The sequence below is a fragment of the Vallitalea sediminicola genome (assembly GCF_054408565.1).
Window position 1 is genome coordinate 18,440 of sequence record NZ_BTPT01000034.1, and the last position, 23,395, is coordinate 41,834.

A 23,395-nucleotide genomic window follows, 5' to 3' on the forward strand; every position below is an offset into this window, starting at 1 on the left:
TATCCGACAGTCTCTTAATAATCACTTATCATAAAGTGCTATTCAATATTTATTATATTATAATCCCTATGAATTAAACTAGATACTAACCTTTAATGTATGAATCTCAAATGGTTGGAATCTTAAATTAGTTATTCCTTCTTCAAAAGGTAATTCCTTTGGATTTTCTTCCATCATATCTACCAATTTTACAGATTTTACATTAAAATCAAAAAATATCTTTGCATTACTACTAGAACCATTAGTTTCGTACACTCTAACTATAATATCATTGTCATCTTCTGCTTTTTTTATTGATTCAATTATTATATCTCCATCCAAAACCTCAATGAATGATTTAGCATTTGGTAGTATTGCCTTATTTGAGTTACACTTAATGCAATTCAATGGAATATTAAGTTCATATGCTTTTTTAGAAACTTCTCCTGCTACATGATCTCCATTATGAGGATAGAGAGAGTAAGTGAACTCATGTATACCTCTATCAGCATCAACTCCCGGATAATCAGTACTTCTTAATAGGTTAAGGTCTATAGTATTTCCTAAGACTTTATATCCATATTTGCAATCATTCATCAATGCAACACCATAATCTCTTTGAGAAATATCTACCCATTTATGGGCGCATATTTCATATTTTGCTGCTTCCCAACTGGTATTTCTATTTAGTGGACGTTTTATTGTTCCAAATTGAATATCGCATGTTGCTTCTGTAGCAAAAACATCTATTGGAAAAGACGTTCTTAACATTTTCTTTCTTTCTTCCCATTTAACTTCAGTCTCAAAATCTATCCTACGGCTATCTTTGGTTAAAATTATTTTTTGTATTAATCTTGATTCTCCAAATGTATATATTTGTTTCACTATGGCTCGTGGTCCATCTATATAATTTTCCCTTGATTCTAACTGAAAACTATCATACATTCTTTCATCATAATTGATATCAAAATCCCATGCATCTCCTTGATCATCATAGACAGCTAATACATTAGCTGTAATACCATCTTGTACAATCTCTCGTACATATTCTTTATCAAAAATTGATTTTATTGTACCATCTTCATTGAATACTATTTCGATAAGTTCATTTTCAAGACTCTCTTCTCTCACTATTAGTTTTTCACTTAAAATATCAGTTTCCTTTTCTTCTATTACTAGATATCCCATTGGTGGAACTGATAAAAATTGCCACTCATCATTCACTTTTGTCCATTCTTTTCGTTCCCATGAAAGTGAATTAAATATAATATAGGAATTATCTATTCCATTAGTATTAACACTCTCTGCTACTGCTTCATAAGCTTGTTGAATCATTTTTTCAGTTTTATTAATTAATAATTGGTATCTTTCAAGGCTTTCATCATATACACGTTTGATAGATGAACCAGGTAAAATATCATGAAATTGATAGAGTAAAATTTCCTTCCATATTTCCTCAATTTCCTCTTGGGGATATATCTTATCACTATTTATCTGTGCTAATATAGATGAAAATTCTAATTCTCTCAACATTATTTCCATTTTTCTATTGTATTTTTTGTTTTTTGCTTGAGTAGTAAAAGTACCTTGATGTTTTTCAAGATATAATTCTCCGTTCCACGTTTTATACCTATTAGAATCTTTATCTATCTTTTTGAAAAAATCTAGTGAAGATTCTTGTACTACTGGTGATAGTCCATTTAGATTCTTAACTCTTTTAAGTCTTTCTAAATGTTCTGCACCAGGACCTCCACCTCCATCACCAATTCCAAATAACATAAGGCAATGATCGGATACTCCTTTATCTAAGTATTGTGTCTCCGCTTTTTTAATTGCTTCAGGGCTTCCTGAACTATTATATGTGCCTTCTGGAGGCATATGGCATAAGATTTTTGTACCATCTATTCCTTGCCAATTGAATGTATGATGAGGAAATTGATTAATTTCACTCCATGACAACTTTATGGTCATAAAATAATCGACACCTGATTTTTTTAATATTTGAGGCAATGAAGCAGTATATCCAAAGACATCTGGGAGCCACAATATCTTCATATCTTTACCGAATTCTTCTCTGAAAAATCTTTTACCATATACAACTTGTCTAATCAATGCTTCTCCACCTGAAATATTGGTATCAGGCTCTACCCACATGGCACCTTGTACTTCCCAACGATCTTCTTTAATTCTTTCCTTGATTTTTTTATATAAACTAGGGTAACGCTCTTTCATCCATACATAGAGTTGAGGCTGGCTAGCTCCAAAAATATAATCTGGATAACGTTCCATCATCTCTAAGACTGTTGAAAAAGTTCTAGCTCCCTTTCTAATAGTTTCTCTAATAGGCCATAACCATGCAAGGTCAATGTGAGCATGACCAATAGCACTTACTGTTAATGATGGGTCGCCACCTTTTTTATTCAGCTCACTCACAAGTATTTCTCTTGCTTTGATTGCCTCTTCCTCTGTAAAGTCTTTCAAGACTTTTGTGGCTTCATCTAATTTATAAAGTATACTCATATGCCTTGATTCACTTTCAGGTAAGTGTAACATCAATTCATATAATACTTGGAAGTCATAATATAAAGCTCTCATTTCTTGATTACATATTGCTACACTGGCCTCTTCCAAAGTACCCTCTTTACTATATCTACCGAAAAGGTCATTACATCCTGTTTCTATCCATAAGTCAATCTTTTCTCCACCTTCAGAGTGTTCTAGAAACTGTACAACCTTTTTACCAGGTTTTCCTAATGAAAAATCAAAAGAAGAGCTTATATTGGTTAATCCTCTAATTGGACAACCTTCACTATCAAAAATACAACCCTCACCATTAACATCAATCAACAGAACTATTTTTTGACCTTTTTGTTTTTTAGGAACTTCTCCAGTAAAATGAAACCATCCACAATCCCATAGTTGTCCCCAAGTCTCTCCTACACGAACCTGTTTTTTATCTCCTGTACATCGTTCTTCAAATGAAACGGGTTCTTTGGTAATCCATGCAACAGCATCTAATTCTGCCACTTTTATATACATAGCTTTATTAATTTTCTGAATCACATTTTGAATATAGACATATATCTGTTTTCTATTATATGGCATAATTATATTAACTCCTATCTTATCTAACTTTATTACTATTCTCTCACTAAAATAATTATTTGATTCCTGTCATACTGATTCCTTCAACAAATTTTTTCTGGAATATTAAAAATACTATCACTATTGGAGCTAAGGTTGTAATCAATGCTGCGGATTCTAGAATCATATCGTATCCTGTCTGAAAATTAGTTTGGAATCCCATCAAACTAAGTTGAACTGTAAATACTTCTGCTTTGTTAGTAACTATCATCGGCCATAAATAATCATTCCACATTCCCGTATAAGTTATAATGAAATATGTAGCTATTACTGGTCCTGATAATGGTAATACAATCTTAAAGAAAATCTTCATTTCACCAGCACCATCTATGTATGCAGATTCTATTATTGAATCTGGAAGTGTTTCTAAAAATTGTTTAGCAAGAAATATCCCTACAATATTGACTAATCCTGGTATAATAAGTGCAGCTAATGTGTTGAGAAGCTTTAGGTCCCTAACTAGAATATAATTAGGTATCAATAATACTTCTGCTGGTACCATTAGTGTTGATAGCAACATTATAAATATCATTTTTCTGCCTTTGAACTTTTTCTTAGCAATTACATACCCTACTAAAATAGCAATGAATGCACTTATTATAGTAAAGATTGTAACATAAATCAAACTATTTTTGTATCCAACTCCTAGATTTGACATTTTCCAAGCTTGAACATAGTTTTCAAAATGGAATCCCTCAGGTAATAAATATATTTTACCCATTTCAGGCAAGAAATCTTTTGGTTGCAGTGAATACACTATCCTCAGATAAAAAGGAAATAGCTGAACAAATGCAAAGATACTTAAGATTATATAAAATATCGTATTTCTAATTTTATTTTTACCTTTATTCATAAGTCACCGTCTCCCCTTCAAATTTAAATTGTATTATTGTAACAATTAGAATAAAAATGAAAAACATTACAGCAATAGATGAGGCATATCCCATTTTATTCTCAACAAATCCATCTTGATAGATTCTAAGAACTACCGACATTGTACTACCGATAGGTCCCCCTTTAGTAACAAGCTGCATCGGACCTATTACCTTAAAACTTTCAATTGTTGTATATACTATATTTAATAAAATGATTGGTTTTAATAGTGGAATAGTTACCCTCTTGAAAATAGTCCAGTTACTTGCCCCATCAATCTTAGCAGCTTCATAAAATGCCTTAGGAATTTGTTTTAATCCCGCTAGATATATGAGCATTCTTATTCCAAAACCTAGAAACAGAGGATAAAGCATCAATGATATCAATGCCATATTGGGGTCTGATAACCATGCTACAGATTTAATCCCAAAATGTCCTAATATTGTATTTAAAAATCCATATGGGCTAGGATCAAATATCCATTCTATCATTGTGGCACCTACAACTTGAGAAACGAGTATTGGCCAAAATAATGCCGCTCTAAAAAACTTCTCTCCCTTAGAAATACAAGTAATCATGTAAGCTGTACCAAGTCCAATTAAATTATGACCTATTACAGTAAAAACTGTCCATATAAATGTATTTTTAAATGCCTTCCATAATGCTCCATCGTTAGTGAATATACGGATATAGTTATCTAATCCGACAAAATCTGGAGATTTAAAAATATTCCAATCTGTGAAACTAAGGTAAATTACTCTAAATAATGCGAACAGGAAAAATATCCCCCAAATAATTAACGGGATAGCAAGCATTTTATATGCTACTATTTCATTTTTATATTTAACTCTAAAATTATTAGGGCTTTTAGTTTTTTTCTTCATAGCCTTCTTTTTCATCATTAACCTTCTTTCAAAATAAGGGCTGTCTAATAATACTTACAGCTGCACTATTACATAACCTGTATTATTAGATGCCCCTTCTTATTTATGTAATTTTAGGTAATTCATTATTTAATGTTCTTTATTTCTTCATCACATAATTCTTTTGCTTCCTTTAATGCTTCTTCTGGTTCTGCAACACCAGTAAGAACTTTTTGAATTGAATTTGAAAGATGTTTATCAATTGAAGGCCATGCTGGACTTCCTGGTCTTGATACAGTATTTTTAAATTGTTCAACGAATACCTTCCATTCAGGAGTATTGAACATTTCATCTTCTAGTGAATCATTTAATGATGGCATTAAATTAGTCTGTTTTGCATAGGATAACTGTAAATCTTTATTAGTTGCTAGGAATTTACAGAAATCATAAGCTTCTTGTTGATGTTTTGTTGCTTTTGTTACTGCCAAACTATATAATCCTAGAGGCGCATATCCTGTAACTCCATCTTTTAATGATACCAATGGTGCGACATTTAAATTAGCTGACTCGTCAGCAGTAAGTCTATTTATATTCCAACATCCCATTTCTAATAACCCAATCTTACCCTCATAGAATTCATTTTCAAGATATACATTTGGTGGAATTGCTCCACAACCAAGTAAATCATCTACTTGTTGTAATGCATTAACTGCTTCTTTACTATCTAATGTACTTGCACTCCAATCATCATTTAGAATAGAGCCACCGTTTCTAGCTACCCATGAACTGAATTGAAAAGATAGGAAACCACTTCCTTTTGGATTAACTGGAACTGTATATCCATATACCCCTTCTTCACCTAGATCATTGATTGCCAATGCAACCTCTTTTAATTCTTCGTATGTAGTAGGAACTTCTTTACCTGCTTTAGCCAATAAATCTTCATTATACATCAATGCTAGTGTATTAGCGTCGAATGGTAATGCATAAACATTATCTTTATACATATTCGCTTTCCATGCTGCATCTACAAATTTGTCTCTAATATCATTTGCACCAAAATCACTTAACTCTAGAATTTGGTCATTATAACCTAAAGTTTGAACAAATACATGATCTATCTTTACAATATCAGGTGCTGTTTTTCCCGCTAATGCAATTTTATAATTATCATAGTAATCGAAATTAGCTAACCACTCTGGTTCTATTTTTACGTTAGGATGTTCCCCTTCATACTCTGAAATGGCATCTAACAGTGGCTGTTTGAATTCATCTTGACTTGCCCACCAAATACTGAGTTTAACTTGTTCCTTACCCGCTCCTTCTTGCTCATTAACTTTTCCATCCGTTTTCTGGGAATCATTTGAAGATGTTTCTTTTGAACCACATCCAGCAAATAAACTCATTACCATTACTATACTTATAACAAGAGTAAACCATTTTTTAGTGTTAAACATATTATATCCTCCCTAAAACCTTAGATTTATGATATTTTATAGTTGTTTATCATATTAAAACTTGTCCTACAGAACCTGTTTTAATAATTTTGTATTCATTTAGAATAATATTTGATGATTGCTGCTTATTATCTATAATCATAGTGATTTGTTTTGCAGCAGCTTCACCCAATTTTTTATAATCTACTACTACCCTACTAACTTCAGGAGTCAAGAAATAATCCATACCACCTAATGCAAAAACAGAAATATCACCTGGTATATTAATACCTTTATCTTTTGCTTCTTCATACACCCCAAGCGCCACTACATCTGATTCAGTAATAATTGCACTGAATTCTCCCTTTTCCAAAATACTACTTGCTAATTTTCTCGCTTTTGTTATTGTATTATCACAGTTATATATATAAGAAGGTTCAAAATCAATCTTGTCTTCTGATAGAGCTTTTATATATCCTTTTAAACGATCGGATGTTATTGTCAAGTTAGGCTTGCTGTTTATGAATGCAATCTTTTTATGACCGTTTTTTAATAGCATCCTAGTTGCACTATAAGATATTTCAATGTTATCAACATCTAGACTACATAGATTCTCGTACGATTTTGGAGCTTTTCCAACTAAAACTATGGGAGTACCTGAACTTACAAAGTCTTTAATACGAATATCTTCAATTTCTGGATCTAAGATAATCGCTCCATCTATAGGTTCTATTCTTAATTTAGCACTTTTAGGAATTTTCTCATTCTCTCTGTCAATATATAATATAACATTAAAATCGTACTCATTTAATTTCATAGCTACACCTTCAATAATTTGATGATGCATACTTCGAAACTCACCTAGATTCTCTAGAAATAAACCGATCATATAAGTTTTTTTATTGGCAAGACCTGTAGCTAGTTTATTAGGATAATAATTTAATTCTTGTGCAGCTTTTAAAACTCTATCTGTAATCTCTTCACTTACATATTTAGTATTGTTAAACACGTTAGAAACAGTTGATTTTGATACTCCAGCTAATTTTGATACATCATTGATTGTACTCATTCTTTAACCACCTTTTTACCTTAGAATAATGCTTTAACCGTATGTGGAGAACCGGTTTTCTATACCATAGTATCATAATTATGTATATATGTAAATGGTATTTAACAATTATAATGTCTATTAGGACAAAAGGTGTTATGTATTAACTTGACTAAAAGTAGCTTGTAGTAAAAGTAAATATATCGTTACATTGAGTAGTAATATTATCATCTACAGCAATAACTTTCCAATAATATTTTGTCCATCTTTCTAATGTAATAGTCGAAGTATAATTACTGGTTGTAATGTCTGAAACATTTATTTCAGGACTAGAAAAATCACTATTGTCATCTACTATTATTCTATAACTATCTGCTCCTACAGAATCTTCCCAATCAAAAGCTGTATTTGTTTTAGAAACCCACGTATCATTATCTGATGGATTTAATAATTTAAAAGTTTCAGCAGTCTGGTTTATATTTTCTTTTATCAATCCAACAAATTCATCAGGAGTGACTACTCTAACATTAGAATCTAATCTATCAACAATATATTGTAATGTTGCAGGTAAATCATAATTGTTCCATGCATCAACTGCTATCATTGAATATCCACTTTCACTATGAGTGTCAGTAGGTTGATTATTAAGGTAGTTTACGACTTGATCTTTTTTATAAGCATATGAAAGTCCATCTGCTAATTTCATACTAGTCGATATTACAGGTTTTCCATTAGACCACACAATATCTCCGTTGTAAGGACTTCCAAAATATTGTGTCCACTCGTAATAGAATAAACCATCAATGTTAGGCTGCATAGTATATTTATCCCATACTGAAGTATCATTAAATGAATTCCTTCCAATGACAGCTGCAATACCCATATCCAATTTTCCCATATACTCATTTAATCTCTGAGTATGTAAATCAAGCTCGCTGGCTGGATATGCATTTGGAAAAATAAATCCGCTACCTGAAGGTCCTACTATAAAATTATCATTTGAAGTTGCTGATTCGTAATACCAATCTAGTACACTTGGTGATAAGTCTATCATTCCAGGAGGCATTGTCCATCCTATTGCAAAATTACCTCTTGATTGACTTCCCCACCAATCATCTTCATTTCCTCTGTTTAGAGTCCATTGTAGATTATCTCCATCAGATACATAGAATGTTACATAATGTACATTTTCCTCATTAGTAGCTTGTGAAGTATTTTGAGAATATGTTCCTGCAGAAAATCCGCTTAGAACTGATAAATTAAGTGCCCAATCAGAAGGAATACTCATTACACCATTATATGAACTATTAGAAATAAACGCTTCTTCTGAACCACCACTGGTATCTCCCCATCCAAAAACAACTGAATCAGGTTCTAACTTTTGCATTATAGATGTTCTAAAACTTGAATTTCCATCATAAAAGACAAGTGCCTTATTCATTGTTGCAAAATCCCTTAAGTGCGTTGAATGTTCATTATCCTCTTTTGCTTCTATAACAATGCTATGATTCAATTGATCCCAATAGTTATCTACTACCCATGATTCATTTTTGCCAGTAACATCTTGCACTAGAGTTAATACATTAGTCTGTGCAGTAGTTTCGATACTTGCATCGACAGCAACTGCATCTAATATCCCTGCTAGTGAGCTAGCAACATTCATGGAATCAGTACCTGTTTGATACAATATGTATCCGTCAATATATTGACTGAATGTATTAATTAAATCCCATGCGCTATTAACTTCTTGATAAGTTATTCCCTTTTTGCTTACTAAATCATTCAGATATCTGGAGTATGCATCTTCAGTAAAGTATGGATCCGAATCGATTATGTATATTTGTGATGATGTCTTATTAGCAACAATCCCTTGTAAAGTTGCTATCATAGTTCTTTCTGCATAAGTCATATTTTGGATGTCTATAACATATAAGTCGGTTGCTGTATATGCTGGTTTTGTATAATATGAACCATTAGAATAAGCATGTACATCATTAAAATTAAAAGTTGTTATGGAAAATATCATACATAAACATAATAAAACACTAAACACCTTGTTTTTCACAAAAATTCCTCCTAAATTCTATTATATTACCTGTAATTAATTTGTATTAAATTATGAATTTAAGATAAGTATACAATGAAGTTAGTTGTTTATATCTTGCAAGATATATAATGGCAATTTAGTAAACCGGTTTTCTGTAATCATAATAATATATATTTGATTAAAAGTCAATACTTTTTATAAAACCAATTTTTTTTTCATTAACAATATTGACTATTCTTGCAATAAAAAGTGGCTGTATTATTACAGCCATTTCTAATATTCAAATGTAGCTTCTACCATAGCTACTATACTCAACTTTCCTGATTGAACAGGTATTCCGCCATCTCTATATATAGCAGTTTCATATGGTTTTATTTGATCACGTTTTGTTTTTTCTATTACTTTTATTGGTTGTAAATCTATTCTTGTTCTAAGTGTTATCCCTATATTTTCAGCTTTGTCCCTAGCATTAATAACTGCTGATTCCAATGCATCTTCATAGTATTTATCAGGTTCATTTACTGTAAAATTAAGTCCTTGTTGATAATTAACCCCATTTTTTACTGCATTCTGAATTATAGTACCTACTGTATCTATATCTGCAACCGTTACTTCAATTACATGTCTTACTTCATAACCTCGAAAATCTTGTTTACCTTCAATATAATCATATTGTGGTACTACAGTATATTGAATAGTCTTGATTTCTGTTTGTCTTACACCATCATCTAAGAGTCCCTTGATTACTTGATCCATAATATTTTTGTTTTCATCTTGTGCCATTACTACATTTTCATTTTTTGTAATAACACCTATTTTTATAATTGCAGTATCCGGTTCTACTTCAACTTTACCTATACCTACTACAGTAATCACTCTTCTGTCTTCGCAGTTTATCTTTTCTCGATAGGACTGAGGATATCTATCGTAACATGAATTTGGTACCATATTTTTCCCCTCAATAATATTATTCTTATATATAGTATGTTATTTTGTTATGAAATGTACTTATGATTTATTTATTTGTTGGTAATAGAAAAGGTTGCCATTAGGCAACCTTCTCTATTATTATATATACTGTTATATAAGTCAAATTAAATACTTACTATAAATCCAACAATTATTTAGTTTTATTTTGCTGTAATATATCCTTCAGCTGTCAACAATTCTGCAATTAGAACTGCTCCACCCGCTGCACCTCTTAGAGTGTTATGAGATAGACATACGAATTTGTAATCATACAAATTATCTTCTCTGAATCTACCAACTGTTACGCCCATTCCATTTTCATAATTACGGTCGATTTTTGTTTGTGGACGATTATCTTCTTCCATGTATTTCATAAATTGTTTTGGTGCCGATGGAAGTTTCAATTCTTGTGGTTTTCCTGAATAATTATTTAATATACTAATAACTTCTTTGATTTCAGGTTTTTCCTCAAAACTTATAGAAACTGCTGCTAAATGACCATCAGCTGCTGCAACTCTAATGCATTGTGCAGAAATTACAGGCTCTGTAGCTGAAACAATTTTATCGTTTTCAATTTTTCCCCATATTTTCATTGGCTCTTGTTCACTTTTCTCTTCTTCGCCACCGATATAAGGTATTACATTGTCAACCATTTCTGGCCAACTATCAAATGTTTTACCAGCTCCAGATATAGCTTGATAAGTACAAACATTAACTTGAGTAGGTTTATATTTCTTTAATGCATTAACAACAGGTACATAGCTTTGAATTGAACAGTTAGGTTTTACTGCAATAAAACCTCTTTTTGTTCCAAATCTTTTTCTCTGTACATCAATTATTTTTAAATGTTCGTCGTTAATCTCAGGTATTACCATAGGTACATCTTCAGTCCAGCGATTAGCTGAGTTATTAGAAACAACTGGTACTTCAGCTTTTGCATAAGCTTCTTCTAATTCACGAATAGTTTTTTTATCCATATCGACTGCACAGAAAACAAAATCAACCATTTCACTTATTTCTTCAACATTTGATGCATCTTTCATCACCATATTACCGATTTTTTCTGGTATATCTATTGATTGCGCCCAACGTCCTTTTACTGCTTCATTATATGACTTTCCTGCTGATCTTGGACTTGCAGCTAGACATACTACATCATACCAAGGATGATCATGCAATAATGAAATGAATCTCTGACCTACCATACCAGTAGCACCAATTATACCAACACGTAATTTACTTTCCATATTTTTATACCTCACTTTTTTAATCTTTATATTGAATTAATTAAATATATCTTATATAATAAATAAACATAAATAATCTTTTGTCTTTGTAGCATAAACATATGTTTTTGCTATGCGTAGATTTTATCACGATTTTAATAAAAAATCAAGCCTTTTAATAATTTATCTCTGTATTTTAGTAAAGTATTTTTTCTTATAATATATATATATTCATTAATAGTAAAAAATCACTGAAATTTATCAGTGATTTTTTTATTTAATTTAAGCATGAACACTTGTAGTTGTTATTTTACCTTCTACCTTACTTAAGTTTTTAATCTTAAGTGTAGGATTTTTAACTTCATATTCATCTAAAATCTTTTCTAGGATTCTAAATTCATTTCTCTTCATTACTATTTCAACTTTATGTCGTCTATCGCCATTAATACCACGAGCAAGGAAATTGTTAACTGTATATCCTTCTCTTCTAAGTTTTTCTGCGATTTCAATCATCTTTTCTCTGTTACTTAAAAATAAATCCACTTCAATAATTCCTAGAGCTAAACGCCCTTCAATCTTTCCACCCATAAACACACCAAATGTTCTACCACATGCATATGCTATTGTATAATGAAATCCACTTGAACTAGTAACTTTCGTAAGTACTGATGCAAAAATTATTGCATCTATAAATACTAGAATGTATACTGGGTTCATAATTTTTTTTGAAATCAATATTGTTTTAAGTGTAGCTAAAATATTAGTAAGAGAGGTGATAATGAATAATCCAACTAAAGTCAATATGAGTTCTTTTGTCATATTGCCACCTCCTTATATATTTTCTCATCAAATGAGAATTTTTTGTTGCTATAGATTATTATAGATGTGAATTACATAGATATAATATTTATAAAAATTTTACCAGCCGCGGATTCAATAAATTAAACATATCTTTTATCAATTAGTTTTTCTTTTCAATATAAAAAGACTAATACCGCTATTAGTCTTTAATAATTACATATTAAAATTTTATATAAAACAAATACATCTTTTTGCAATTTGACATTTACATAACCTTAATAACTTCTCGTATTATACCATAAGATAATATATAATGCAAGTGCTTTTTAAAAAAGCTAGAAAAAGTTAGATTCGTTAACTAAAGTTTCTATCTTTAACATATATTTTAAGTTCTATATAAAACTTACATTTTAAATAATGGAATATCATTAAATAACGTTAATGATTTGAATATGGTTAATATTTTTTTCAAATTATATCCGTGGAAGAATATAAACCAACAAATTTTTCTTCAAATTCTTGAATAGTATAAGTATGTACTTCATGAAAATACAATTTTTGAAATCTTTCTAATCCAAATCTTATTAATTCTTTATTTGCTAAACCATGAATTCTCTTAGTTATTTCATCTCTAGAAAATGAGTCTTGAATATTTTCTTTTTTTTCAAACAAAAAATTCTTATCATCATTATAAACCAAGATATAATCCATGTTTTTTCTTGTGTAACTTATTCCCTTATTAATTATATCCGTAATAATGAGCAAACTATCAAAAATCTTTAGTCTAATATCAAATTGTTTTTTTCCCTTAACTTGCCCATTTTTAAATTCTATAAAAACTAAATGTTCATCTTTGATATATAGTGCATCATTTGATTTTGGTATTTCACTGATACTAATATCACATATATACTCATCTTTAACTTTATCAAAATCAATGACAGGAAGAGATGATTGTGTCATATAAAAATCATCTCCATCATGATTATCTTTAGACGTTTCTTTTAGCGTTGATATATTTCTTTTTAGTAACTCAATATCTTCAATATCAATCATTACTATACCTCTCATTTTCAAGGTTTTGAAATGGTCTAGCTAATTTTTCATATATTCTTTCTATATCGTTAGTTACATCAGAAATAATTGACTTAGTATTAACATTCTCTGCCAAATAGTATTTACATTTATCCTTTATGCCATATTTAGCTGCATAAACTTCAATAGCATTTAAAAAATAAGGGCTATGTGTATTTAACAATATGTGCATATTAAATTCTTTTTGAATTAATATTATTAATTCTGCAAATAACAATTGCCATTCTGGATGTAAATGGATTTCTGGTTCATCTAAAACTATAGTTCCATTATCTTCTAAACTACCATTTAATAATAATGTCTTAAGAATAACGAATGTTTTAAGACCAGTGGAGATATTTTTAATATCTAATACTTCATCTGTATTCATTTTCTTATATCCATATGTTACACCTGTTTTTACCATTTCACCATTACATACAGTATTAATCTTTTCAAATATCTTATCTAATTTTTTAGCCGCGATAATTTCTTCAAAAGAATCTTTTACATTTAATTCATTATTCTTTATACTCAATTTTGACTTTAAATGCTCTCTATGTGCAACATAACTGCTACCCCATATTAATCCAGCATATGTCAAATCATCTAAAGCAAATGGATCATCTATATAAATAACTTCAGTTTTCAAACTAAAGTTATTGGTAATTGTATCTACAACATCGTTTTTAACCATTACTTTAACATCTGAATTTTTTATTTTCAAATAAATTTCGCCGGAATTTTCAGGAGAGTATATATTGTTTATCTGACCATTATATTCAGCTTTTAATTTTTTTTGCAAATGATTTTTAAACACTTCATTATCTGATATATTTAGTATCTGAATAATTTTATCAGATGTAGCATCCACAAAGTCTTCATTAAACTTCATTTCATCTTGAATCTTATAAAATTCTTTAATATCTTGTCGTAATTTTATATTGTTATCTAAATATTTTTCTTTCTTTTCAAATATACTTTCAACTATCTTATCTGCTTTAATTTTACTTTCAAATGTATTAGCTACATTATGATAACTTGATTCAAAGCTTCTTCCAATAGCATCTTTTCTTTCTCTATTAATCTGTTTTTTTATATTAAAAAAGCTGTTAAATATACAAAATAATGCTTTACCTACAGTACTTTTTCCTGTATTATTTTCACCAGCAATTACAGTTATACCATCTAGTTTTATGTCTGCATTAGAGATTCTACCTATATCTTTTAGTTTCAATAACATTTTACCCAACCTCCCTTTATATTCTTAACTAATATATATAACCTTAATCAGTCATAATTAGTACTTAGCCCATACAAAATTTAAGTATCCGCATCTAATTCTAACTACCTATTATTATATTTCAAATAAATATAAAATACAACTAGTGTTTACTTACATGCATTGTATCTAATAATGTAATATTATCAGTCATTTCTTTATATAAGCATCTCAAACACATATACCGTTAGAATTGCACTTACAGCCACCTTTATTAATCTTTTATCAAAATAAGCTACTACCAACGCTACTATTAACCCTACAATCGCAGAATATAAATGCTGTGTAGAGTATAATATACTAGGAAATGTCATAGCTCCCAACACTGCATAAGGCACATAACTTAAAAAGGAGCGAATGAATTTCGACTTAATCTTACGTTGAAAAATTACTAACGGTGCTACCCTTGGTATATATGTAACAAAAGCCATAATAAGTACTGCTATGAATTGCTTGGTAACTGTCATCTAATCATCCTCCTTTGGAAACATAAGAGCACCAAAAGACGATGCAATCATGGTTGATATTATAATTCTCCATCCTGATGATATATGATTTACTACAGGAAGCCATGTTAAAATACAATTAATGCCTACAGCTATAACAACAACCATTAAAGCTGACTTGGATTTTTTTGATGCTGGAACTATTAATGCAATAAACATAGCGTATAATGCTATTCCCATGGAGTTTTGAACATTTTCTGACAATACTGAACATGATAAAGCTCCTAGGGCTGTTCCTAACCCCCATCCCAAAAAAGGACCTGTAATCAAACCTAACATATAGAGAAAAGATATTTCTCCATCCTCCATTGCTGCTAAAGTAAATGTTTCATCTGTAATCCCGAATGCAATTAAGCACCTTCTAAATACACTCATAGGTTTCTTAATCTTTTGAGATAGTGCTAGTGACATAAGCATATAACGTATATTTATAACAAGGGTTGTCACCCCAATTTCCAAATACGATGATCCTGCTATAATTAATCCAGTTCCAGCAAATTGACCAGCTGATGTAAGATTCGATAGTGATATAAAAATTGTCAACCATATAGGTATTCCACCAGTCACTGCCATTAAACCAAATGTAAATGAAACAGGTATATAACCTAATGCTATGGGCATTCCTTTTTTCAATCCACTATAAAACTTACTATTTGTTGCATCTTTATTGTGTATCTCGTTATACTGTGTTGTTGCTGCATAATCTTTCAGTTTTCTCACCCACTAATTAAAATACTGTCGTTTAAATGAATATATTGTAACAATATATATAATAATGGATGAATAATATTTGTCAAGATTTTCCGAGTAATTTATGCATAAATATTAATTTATTTGGTTATTTTTAATCATCATCAGATCTTTCTTCTGTTGAATCAGTTGTGTAAATTCTTCATCAAGCATTCTATAATGTTCATGCTCTTTGTTTAATCCACTCAAATCTCCAAGTATCTTTACAATTCGATTTTCAATTATAATCAATTTTTCTTCAAATTCTTTTTGAGTATTTGTTCCATCTTTTCTTTTTTCTTCTTTCAACATATAGTCCTTATAAGAATCTTCTTTCCTATATATTTTACCTTCTTCAAAAACTAATACTTTATTACATAACTTTTCTAACAAGTATCTATCGTGAGAAACAATGATTATTGTTCCTTGATAATCTCCTAGAGTTTTTTCCAACATCTCACGACTATGCAGGTCTAAATGGTTGGTAGGCTCATCAAGTATTAGAACATTGTTTTCCATCATTATCATATGAGCTATTTTCACTCTTGTTTTCTCACCCACACTAAGATTCTTGATTTTAGTGTTGACCATCTTTTTTGTGAACCCCATATTTGCCAAAAGTGTTTGAAGCACACCTCTTACTTGATAATTATCTATATCAAAAAACTGTAATACCGTTTTATCTGTATCCATTTCACCCACATCTTGACTTAGATAAGCAATTTTAGTTGAAGGACTAAGATACATTTCTCCCTTGTCTAATTCAATCTCATTTAATATAGCTTTTATGAGAGTTGTTTTACCGCAACCATTTCTACCTAATAATCCAATTTTTTCTCTGGACTTAATATAAAATGAACTGGCTTCAATCAAAGTTTTATCATCAAATATCTTTTCTATATTGTTAGCTTCTAGAACTTTATTGCTTTTTGAATCATTATTGAACTGAAATGTTATTTTCTGTTCTTCTTTTGGCTTTTCTATTCCTTCATAACTAAGTTTTTGTATTTTTTTTATCTTCGATTTAACCTGTTTATCTTTTTTCTTAGCTCTTACTCTATATTTTTCTTTATAGCCTTCTTTTTTAGTAGAATCCTTATGACCTTTTTGTGACCATTCCTTCAATCTTTTGATCTCTCTTTTGATAGTATCTTTGTTTTTCTCTTGAACCTGATATTGATGTAATTGGCTCTCATATCTTTTTTTCTTCTCACAGTAATATACTGAATAATTACCATTATAACAATTGGCTCTACCTTCTTCAATCTCTATGATTCTATTACAAACTTGATCCATAAAATATCTATCATGAGATATGATTACCATTGTTCCTTCATATTTGTTAAGGTTAGTTATTAACCAGTTCACACCATCATAGTCCATATGATTAGTTGATTCATCTAATATTAGAAGTTCTGGATTTTGCGCCCATATTTTTGCAAGTGCCAATTTTGTTTTCTCTCCACCACTAAGATTTTTTAATCTTATGGTATTATAATCTTCTATGTTCTCAACACCTAATTCTTTTGATGTATGAAAAAAATCTCCAATACCTATCTTGTCACCACTCATAACCATATCCTTGAATTCACCTTGAGTATAATAGGTGGATTGATGTAAATATCCTATCTTAATATTTTTCTTATGCCATAATAATTGCCCACTATCTTGATTCAAATTACCTGTAATGATATTGGCAAGTGTAGTTTTTCCTGCTCCATTATCACCTACAATAGCTATTTTATCACCACTTCCAATATGAAAATTAACATCATCTAAGATGACCCTGTCTTTGAACTCTTTTTTTATATTAATACATTTTAATAACAACGACATAAAATTTCCTCCTGTCTAACTATAATCTATGGGAAATCTAATATCTTGTTTCATTTAAAGCATTAAACCTTGTAATTAATTATTAAATTAAACTTTCCTATAATATAAAAAAGCTGCAAGTCGAATTAGTTCAACTTACAGCAATATATTCTAAATCTTACCATACCAATGATTTCTAATAATTATATTAAAATCTGGTATCTGTTAAATTATAAGAATGTAAAGCAGTTATATAATAGTTATACTATCAATAAATAATTTCAAACTAGTTCTTAGCTAAAAATGCACAAAGATATTGTATTCCATTGACTTATGTGATTCATATAAGTCTACAAATCTTCTTACACATCTATTAAATTGTTACTTATCTAGCTAAAAACATTATAATCATTTCAGTCTCCTTTTCATTCTTTATTAATATTATATTATCAATCTATAATTAATTTGTCAATACTTTAGATTAAAATGAATGATAATATGACTACAACAGCAAATGTAACAAGCCCTTGTATCAATGTAGCCATTGTATGGGATTTATACGCTGTAGATACATCCATTCCACTGAATTCTGTTACAACCCAGAAGAAACTATCATTAGCATGAGATACTGTCATAGCACCTGCACCAATAGCCATAACTGTCAATACACTTCCCATTGTTGATTGAAGTCCTAATGCTCCTAATAATGGTGCTACAAGAGCGGATGTGGTTACTAACGCTACAGTTGAAGAACCTTGTGCTGTTTTAAGTGCAGCCGCTATTACAAATGGTAATAATATGCCCAAATTATATGTTGCTAATGTTTCACCTAAATAGCTTCCTATAGGAGTTGCTTTTAGAACCGCACCAAGAGCTCCACCTGCTCCGGTTACCATAATAATTATTGCAGCACTTTTAAGCCCTTCTCCAACCCATCCTGTCAATGTTTCTTCATTCAACTTAGGTAGTAATAATAATGAGAAGAAGAATCCTATAACTAATGCATTTATTGGTTTACCTAAGAAGGCAAAAAAAGTATAAGCTGTACCTTGACCAAATGGTTGAGTTGGGAAACTTGCTATTGATCCAAGAGTGATTAATACTATGGGAATCAATATAGGTGCAAAAGCTTTCCAAGCACTTGGTAATTTACCATATTTCTCTTTTATCTCTTCATATGAAAACTCTAATTTTTCGTCATCCTCTTTTGAACGATATTTTTTACCAGCAATCTTAGCCCAAAAATATCCTGCCAACATACCTATCAATGCTACAAATATACCCACTAGAATAACTATACCAAGTTTATCTTCAAGACCTAAATTACCTGCCGCAGCTATTGGTCCAGGAGTTGGAGGTACAAATGTATGTGTTGCATATAATCCAGTTGCTAATGCAACAGTCATCATAACTGATGATGATTTTGTTCTTTTTGCAAGTGATTTTTTTAGAGATGACAAAATTACAAAACCAGAATCACAAAATACTGGGATAGATACAATATATCCAATAATACTCATTGCAAGCCCTGGACGTTTTTCTCCAACTACTTTCAGAACTGTATCTGCCATAGTTATAGCAGCTCCTGATTTCTCTAAAATTGTACCGATGATAGTTCCTAATATGATAACAATACCAATATAATTAAGTATTCCCCCGAATCCACTTCTGATTGTGGAACCAATTTCTAACACTGGCATTCCTGCTGCTAATGCAATCCCATAAGAAGTAATTAATAATGCGATAAATGGATGAATCTTTAACTTAGATGTAGCCAATACAATAAAAGCAATACCTAGTAATAAGATTAGAATTAATACTGGTCCTTGAACCATTTAAAACCCTCCTAATTATTAATATATTTTTATTTAGATAATAAACATTAAAAGCTATTTTTATACACTTCTGCAAATTAAAGCCTATAATTATTTGAATAATCAGTCAAATAACTTTATAACTTTCATGATTCTCTCTATCGCTTGTAATAATAATGTATCTGCATTTTTTATTGCGTAATCTAATTTTTTAGGTCCATCCATAATTGTAAAGATAGAATCAATACCATATTCATAAACTCTATCTGCATCCTTACCAATTGAACCAACTACAGCAATAACTGGTACATCATATTTTTTTGCTGTTTTTGCAACACCAACAGGTAATTTACCATTAACCGTCTGATAATTGATTTCGCCTTCACCAGTAATCACTAAATCCAATTTGTAATCACTAAAATACTTCTCTAGATTAATTATATTCTTAATTATTTCAAATCCTGGTTTCAGTGTTGCATCAAAGAAAGCTAAAAGTCCTGCACCTAACCCACCAGCTGCTCCAGAACCTTCAATATCCTTTACATCTTTGCCAAAATCATTTTTGATAACTCTAGCAAAGTTGGCTAATCCATCATCTAGTAATTGTAATTGCTTTTTTGTTGCACCTTTCTGTGGTCCATAGATATAACTTGCACCATTAGGTCCACATAATGGATTATTGACATCACAAGCAACTAGAAAATCAACATCATCAAGTCTTTTATCCTTATTACTTGAATCGATATGGTGTAAATTCTGTAACCCTATAGCACCTCTTTGTATTATATTATCTCCGTCATCTAATAGCTTGAAACCTAGAGCTTCCATCATTCCTGCTCCACCATCATTAGTAGCACTACCACCAATACCTAATATTATTGTAGTACAACCTTTATCAATGACCTTTTTAACTAATTCTCCTGTACCATAAGTAGTTGTGTATAATGGATTCCGTTTGTCTATTGGAACTAGCGGCAAACCTGAAGCACTTGCCATTTCTATAACGGCTGTTTTACCATCACCTAATAATCCGTATTTTGCTTTAACCAGGTTCCCAATAGGGTCAGTAACTGTTTCAAAAAATATACTTCCCTTTGTATTATATACCAAAGCTTCAACTGTACCTTCACCACCATCTGCCATAGGACAAGTTACTACATTAGCATCTGGAAAAACATTAGTAATTGCTTTTTTAGCTATACCACAATACTTTTCTGCTGACAAACTACCTTTAAATGAATCAGGAGCAATGAGAATATCCATTTTCCACCTCCTTTACATAATTATAGTTTTGCAAAATAATTTACAAAACTGTCTTTTGCTCTCTATTATTATATTACATTTTAAACAATACCTCTTTATACACCTACAATAAAAAAGTACACATATTTTGTTTCAAGGGTACAATTTTTATCCAAATTCACTATACAAATTATAACATCACACATTATCCATATCTTTTGTTTGATAGTATTTAACATATAGGTATATCAGATGAAGCAACAGCCTATCTGATTCATCATGCAATGGATTGATACCAAATAACTCTTTTAATTTATTCAACCTGAATACAATAGTATTTCTATGCACAAATAAATCCTGAGAGGCTTTAATCAAATTCATGTTATTTTTTATCAGAGCCTGCATTGTTAGTAGCATCTCTTCGTTATTATTAACTTTTTTTACAAATGGACCCAAAAAATAATCCATTTTCTCTTTATCTATACTAGCAAAGAGAAGTTCAAAGACATGGTCTCTAGCAAATATGGTTTCATCTTTTTTATTCATCAAGCTACCATAATCAATCATAGCTTTTGCTTCTTCATAACTTTTATTATAACCATACATTGAAGTATGATACGTACCTACTCCAAATAATAATTCAACCTCTATATTACTAAAACTTGATTTTATATTATCAATATATTCCATAAGCTCTATTTTCACATTATCAGGATCTGTTTTATTAAGTATCTTAAAAATAATGATTTTATTGATTGTTACATAGGATGATATATCCTGTTTGTTATGCTTTTTTGTTCCTTTAATATTATTCAACACATACTCTTTGACTTTTTCTTTATTGAGTAATGGATTCTTTTTCACAATTGAATTTAAGTTTTGAATAGAGATTAAGCATACAACTCTAGGTATATTCAAGTCATAACCTAATTTAGAACCCCAATGAACAGTAGCTGACCATTCTTCATCTGTATTCATTGTTAATAATTTATTTATAAAAAATGTCTTTTGGCTTTGATGAAAATAAACTCTTTCCTTCAATGCTTGTTGTTCAAGCATCAATTCTGTTGACATTCTTACTATTTCTGCTGTATTCTCTATTTCTTTTGGTGCTCCCGTTATACCGATTACACCAGCTACTTCATTATTATAATAAAAAGGCATATTAATCCCTTTTTTGACTCCCTCATATTTGTTTTCATCATTTTCATATATATCTATTCTCAACTTTTTATTTATTACTTCTTCAGCTACCTTATGAAAAGTACCAATTCTTTCTTTATTTCCACTTGCAATGATGACACCTGACTCATTCATAATATTTATGTTATATCCAAGATTCTTCATGATGTTATCTACTAATTTTTGTGCTAACTCGTGATTTAATAACATATTGGTTAATGCTCCTTTGACTATTAGGATTTATATCTTGTACTTATGTTATCTATTAATTAATGTGTAGTCAAGGACTTTAAGTTACACATTTTTCAGAAATAATTTGCATTGCAAGTAATTCAGAAAAAGTGAATTGTTCTGACGTGGCTTTTGCAAAATAGTATATGTATATGTTTCGCCAGCTACTTGCTCGTCCTGAGCTCAACAAATAATGATGGACATCGAGTCCATTATTATTTCTGACAGTCCAGTAGGGCTGTCAGATTAAAAGCTGGGTTCGGCGTCCTGCCTCACTACTTCACATATACATATACTATTTTGCTTGGAATTCCGTCAATATAATCACAAAACACTTTTTCTTCTTAGTTAGTTTACCTATTGGCTACTTCATATTTTATTATAAGAATATGGTAGCTAAGGCTAAATTACCTACAAAATAAAAACTGCAAGTTGAATTTTCTCCAACTTGCAGTAATTAGAATACAATATAATCATTTTAAGTAAATAAGCTTATTTTTTGTTTACATTTATAAATTGTTTATTGAACTTCACCATTTTTAAATAATGGTAATTTTCCTAAGAAAATTATGTCATCACGGTCAGCGGCATCACCTTCAGCTAATATTGCAGCTTTTCCAACTATTTGTCCTCCTGCTTTATTAACTAAATCTTCTATTGCGATAATAGATTCTCCTGTACTAATGACATCATCTATAATTACTACACGCTTATCTTTTAACAACTTCACTTCTTCTTTATCAAGGCATAATAACTGTTCTTTTTGAGTTGTTATAGATACAACTTTTGTTACTAATGGATCTTTCATATAAGGTTTTAGACTTTTTCTTGCTACAATATATTCTTTCATATTCTTTTGTTTAGCTATTTCATATATCAACGGAATCCCTTTAGCTTCTGCAGTAATCAATATATCTGCTTCAGGTAACTTTTTTGCTAAATGTTTTCCTGCTGTCTCCACTATTTCAGTATCACCAAGTATTACAAAACTCGCTATTTTCAAGTTTTCATTGATTTGTATAATTGGTAAATCCCTTTTTAGACCACATACTTCCAACGTATATGTATTTTTCATTTAACTTACATCCTTTCTATCCATCACTTCTAAATCTCTTAACTAATTATCTATCATTA

General features: G+C 30.2%; 18 protein-coding genes. All 18 read right to left on the reverse strand.

The annotated features are described in order from the left end of the window. Window positions 1–78: 78 nt before the first annotated feature. The 18 genes from ACX6CF_RS15280 to ACX6CF_RS15365 all read right to left on the reverse strand — a co-directional run bounded on the left by ACX6CF_RS15280 (window position 79) and on the right by ACX6CF_RS15365 (window position 23,336). Window positions 79–3,084: an alpha-mannosidase gene (locus tag ACX6CF_RS15280; protein WP_458786210.1), complete on the reverse strand. Its 3,006-nt coding sequence runs from the start codon at window positions 3,082–3,084 to the stop codon at window positions 79–81. A 55-nt stretch (window positions 3,085–3,139) separates the two neighbouring features. Continuing rightward, a complete protein-coding gene (locus ACX6CF_RS15285) occupies window positions 3,140–3,976 on the reverse strand; it encodes a carbohydrate ABC transporter permease (protein ID WP_458786211.1) in 837 nt (278 codons plus the stop codon). Beyond that, the gene (locus tag ACX6CF_RS15290) at window positions 3,969–4,895 is read right to left on the reverse strand and encodes a carbohydrate ABC transporter permease (RefSeq protein WP_458786212.1); all 927 of its coding nucleotides are present in this window, start codon (window positions 4,893–4,895) and stop codon (window positions 3,969–3,971) included. The genes ACX6CF_RS15285 and ACX6CF_RS15290 overlap by 8 nt, the downstream gene beginning before the upstream one ends. 110 nt (window positions 4,896–5,005) lie before the next feature. Then, complete coding sequence (locus ACX6CF_RS15295; protein ID WP_458786213.1) at window positions 5,006–6,316, reverse strand: sugar ABC transporter substrate-binding protein; 1,311 nt, start codon at window positions 6,314–6,316, stop codon at window positions 5,006–5,008. Window positions 6,317–6,365: 49 nt separating this feature from the next. Next, window positions 6,366–7,364 (reverse strand): LacI family DNA-binding transcriptional regulator, encoded by a 999-nt coding sequence (locus ACX6CF_RS15300; RefSeq protein WP_458786214.1) that lies wholly within the window; start codon window positions 7,362–7,364, stop codon window positions 6,366–6,368. 151 nt (window positions 7,365–7,515) lie between these two features. Then, on the reverse strand, window positions 7,516–9,408 hold the full coding sequence (locus ACX6CF_RS15305; RefSeq protein ID WP_458786215.1) for a GxGYxYP domain-containing protein: 1,893 nt from the start codon (window positions 9,406–9,408) through the stop codon (window positions 7,516–7,518). Window positions 9,409–9,663: 255 nt separating this feature from the next. After that, the gene (locus ACX6CF_RS15310) at window positions 9,664–10,338 is read right to left on the reverse strand and encodes an SIMPL domain-containing protein (RefSeq protein WP_458786216.1); all 675 of its coding nucleotides are present in this window, start codon (window positions 10,336–10,338) and stop codon (window positions 9,664–9,666) included. Window positions 10,339–10,520: 182 nt separating this feature from the next. Next, window positions 10,521–11,606 (reverse strand): aspartate-semialdehyde dehydrogenase, encoded by a 1,086-nt coding sequence (gene asd, locus ACX6CF_RS15315; protein ID WP_458786217.1) that lies wholly within the window; start codon window positions 11,604–11,606, stop codon window positions 10,521–10,523. A gap of 261 nt (window positions 11,607–11,867) precedes the next feature. Continuing rightward, window positions 11,868–12,404 carry a DUF5698 domain-containing protein gene (locus tag ACX6CF_RS15320; protein WP_458786218.1) on the reverse strand — a complete coding sequence of 179 codons (537 nt, stop codon included), beginning with the start codon at window positions 12,402–12,404 and terminating at the stop codon, window positions 11,868–11,870. A 450-nt stretch (window positions 12,405–12,854) separates the two neighbouring features. Then, window positions 12,855–13,442 (reverse strand): hypothetical protein, encoded by a 588-nt coding sequence (locus ACX6CF_RS15325; protein WP_458786219.1) that lies wholly within the window; start codon window positions 13,440–13,442, stop codon window positions 12,855–12,857. Further along, window positions 13,435–14,703 carry an AAA family ATPase gene (locus tag ACX6CF_RS15330; protein WP_458786220.1) on the reverse strand — a complete coding sequence of 423 codons (1,269 nt, stop codon included), beginning with the start codon at window positions 14,701–14,703 and terminating at the stop codon, window positions 13,435–13,437. The genes ACX6CF_RS15325 and ACX6CF_RS15330 overlap by 8 nt, the downstream gene beginning before the upstream one ends. A gap of 197 nt (window positions 14,704–14,900) precedes the next feature. Continuing rightward, entirely contained in the window at window positions 14,901–15,209 is a 309-nt protein-coding gene (locus ACX6CF_RS15335; RefSeq protein ID WP_458786221.1) for an AzlD domain-containing protein, read from the reverse strand. After that, complete coding sequence (locus ACX6CF_RS15340; protein ID WP_458786222.1) at window positions 15,210–15,968, reverse strand: AzlC family ABC transporter permease; 759 nt, start codon at window positions 15,966–15,968, stop codon at window positions 15,210–15,212. A gap of 105 nt (window positions 15,969–16,073) precedes the next feature. Next, window positions 16,074–17,813, reverse strand: a complete 1,740-nt coding sequence (abc-f, locus tag ACX6CF_RS15345; protein ID WP_458786223.1) for a ribosomal protection-like ABC-F family protein — start codon at window positions 17,811–17,813, stop codon at window positions 16,074–16,076. Between the two features lie 455 nt (window positions 17,814–18,268). Further along, entirely contained in the window at window positions 18,269–19,627 is a 1,359-nt protein-coding gene (locus ACX6CF_RS15350) for a GntP family permease (protein ID WP_458786224.1), read from the reverse strand. A 102-nt stretch (window positions 19,628–19,729) separates the two neighbouring features. Further along, complete coding sequence (locus tag ACX6CF_RS15355; protein ID WP_458786225.1) at window positions 19,730–20,869, reverse strand: glycerate kinase; 1,140 nt, start codon at window positions 20,867–20,869, stop codon at window positions 19,730–19,732. Window positions 20,870–21,046: 177 nt separating this feature from the next. After that, window positions 21,047–22,240, reverse strand: a complete 1,194-nt coding sequence (locus ACX6CF_RS15360) for a CdaR family transcriptional regulator (protein ID WP_458786226.1) — start codon at window positions 22,238–22,240, stop codon at window positions 21,047–21,049. Window positions 22,241–22,781: 541 nt separating this feature from the next. Continuing rightward, a complete protein-coding gene (locus tag ACX6CF_RS15365) occupies window positions 22,782–23,336 on the reverse strand; it encodes a phosphoribosyltransferase family protein (RefSeq protein WP_458786227.1) in 555 nt (184 codons plus the stop codon). Window positions 23,337–23,395: the final 59 nt, after the last annotated feature.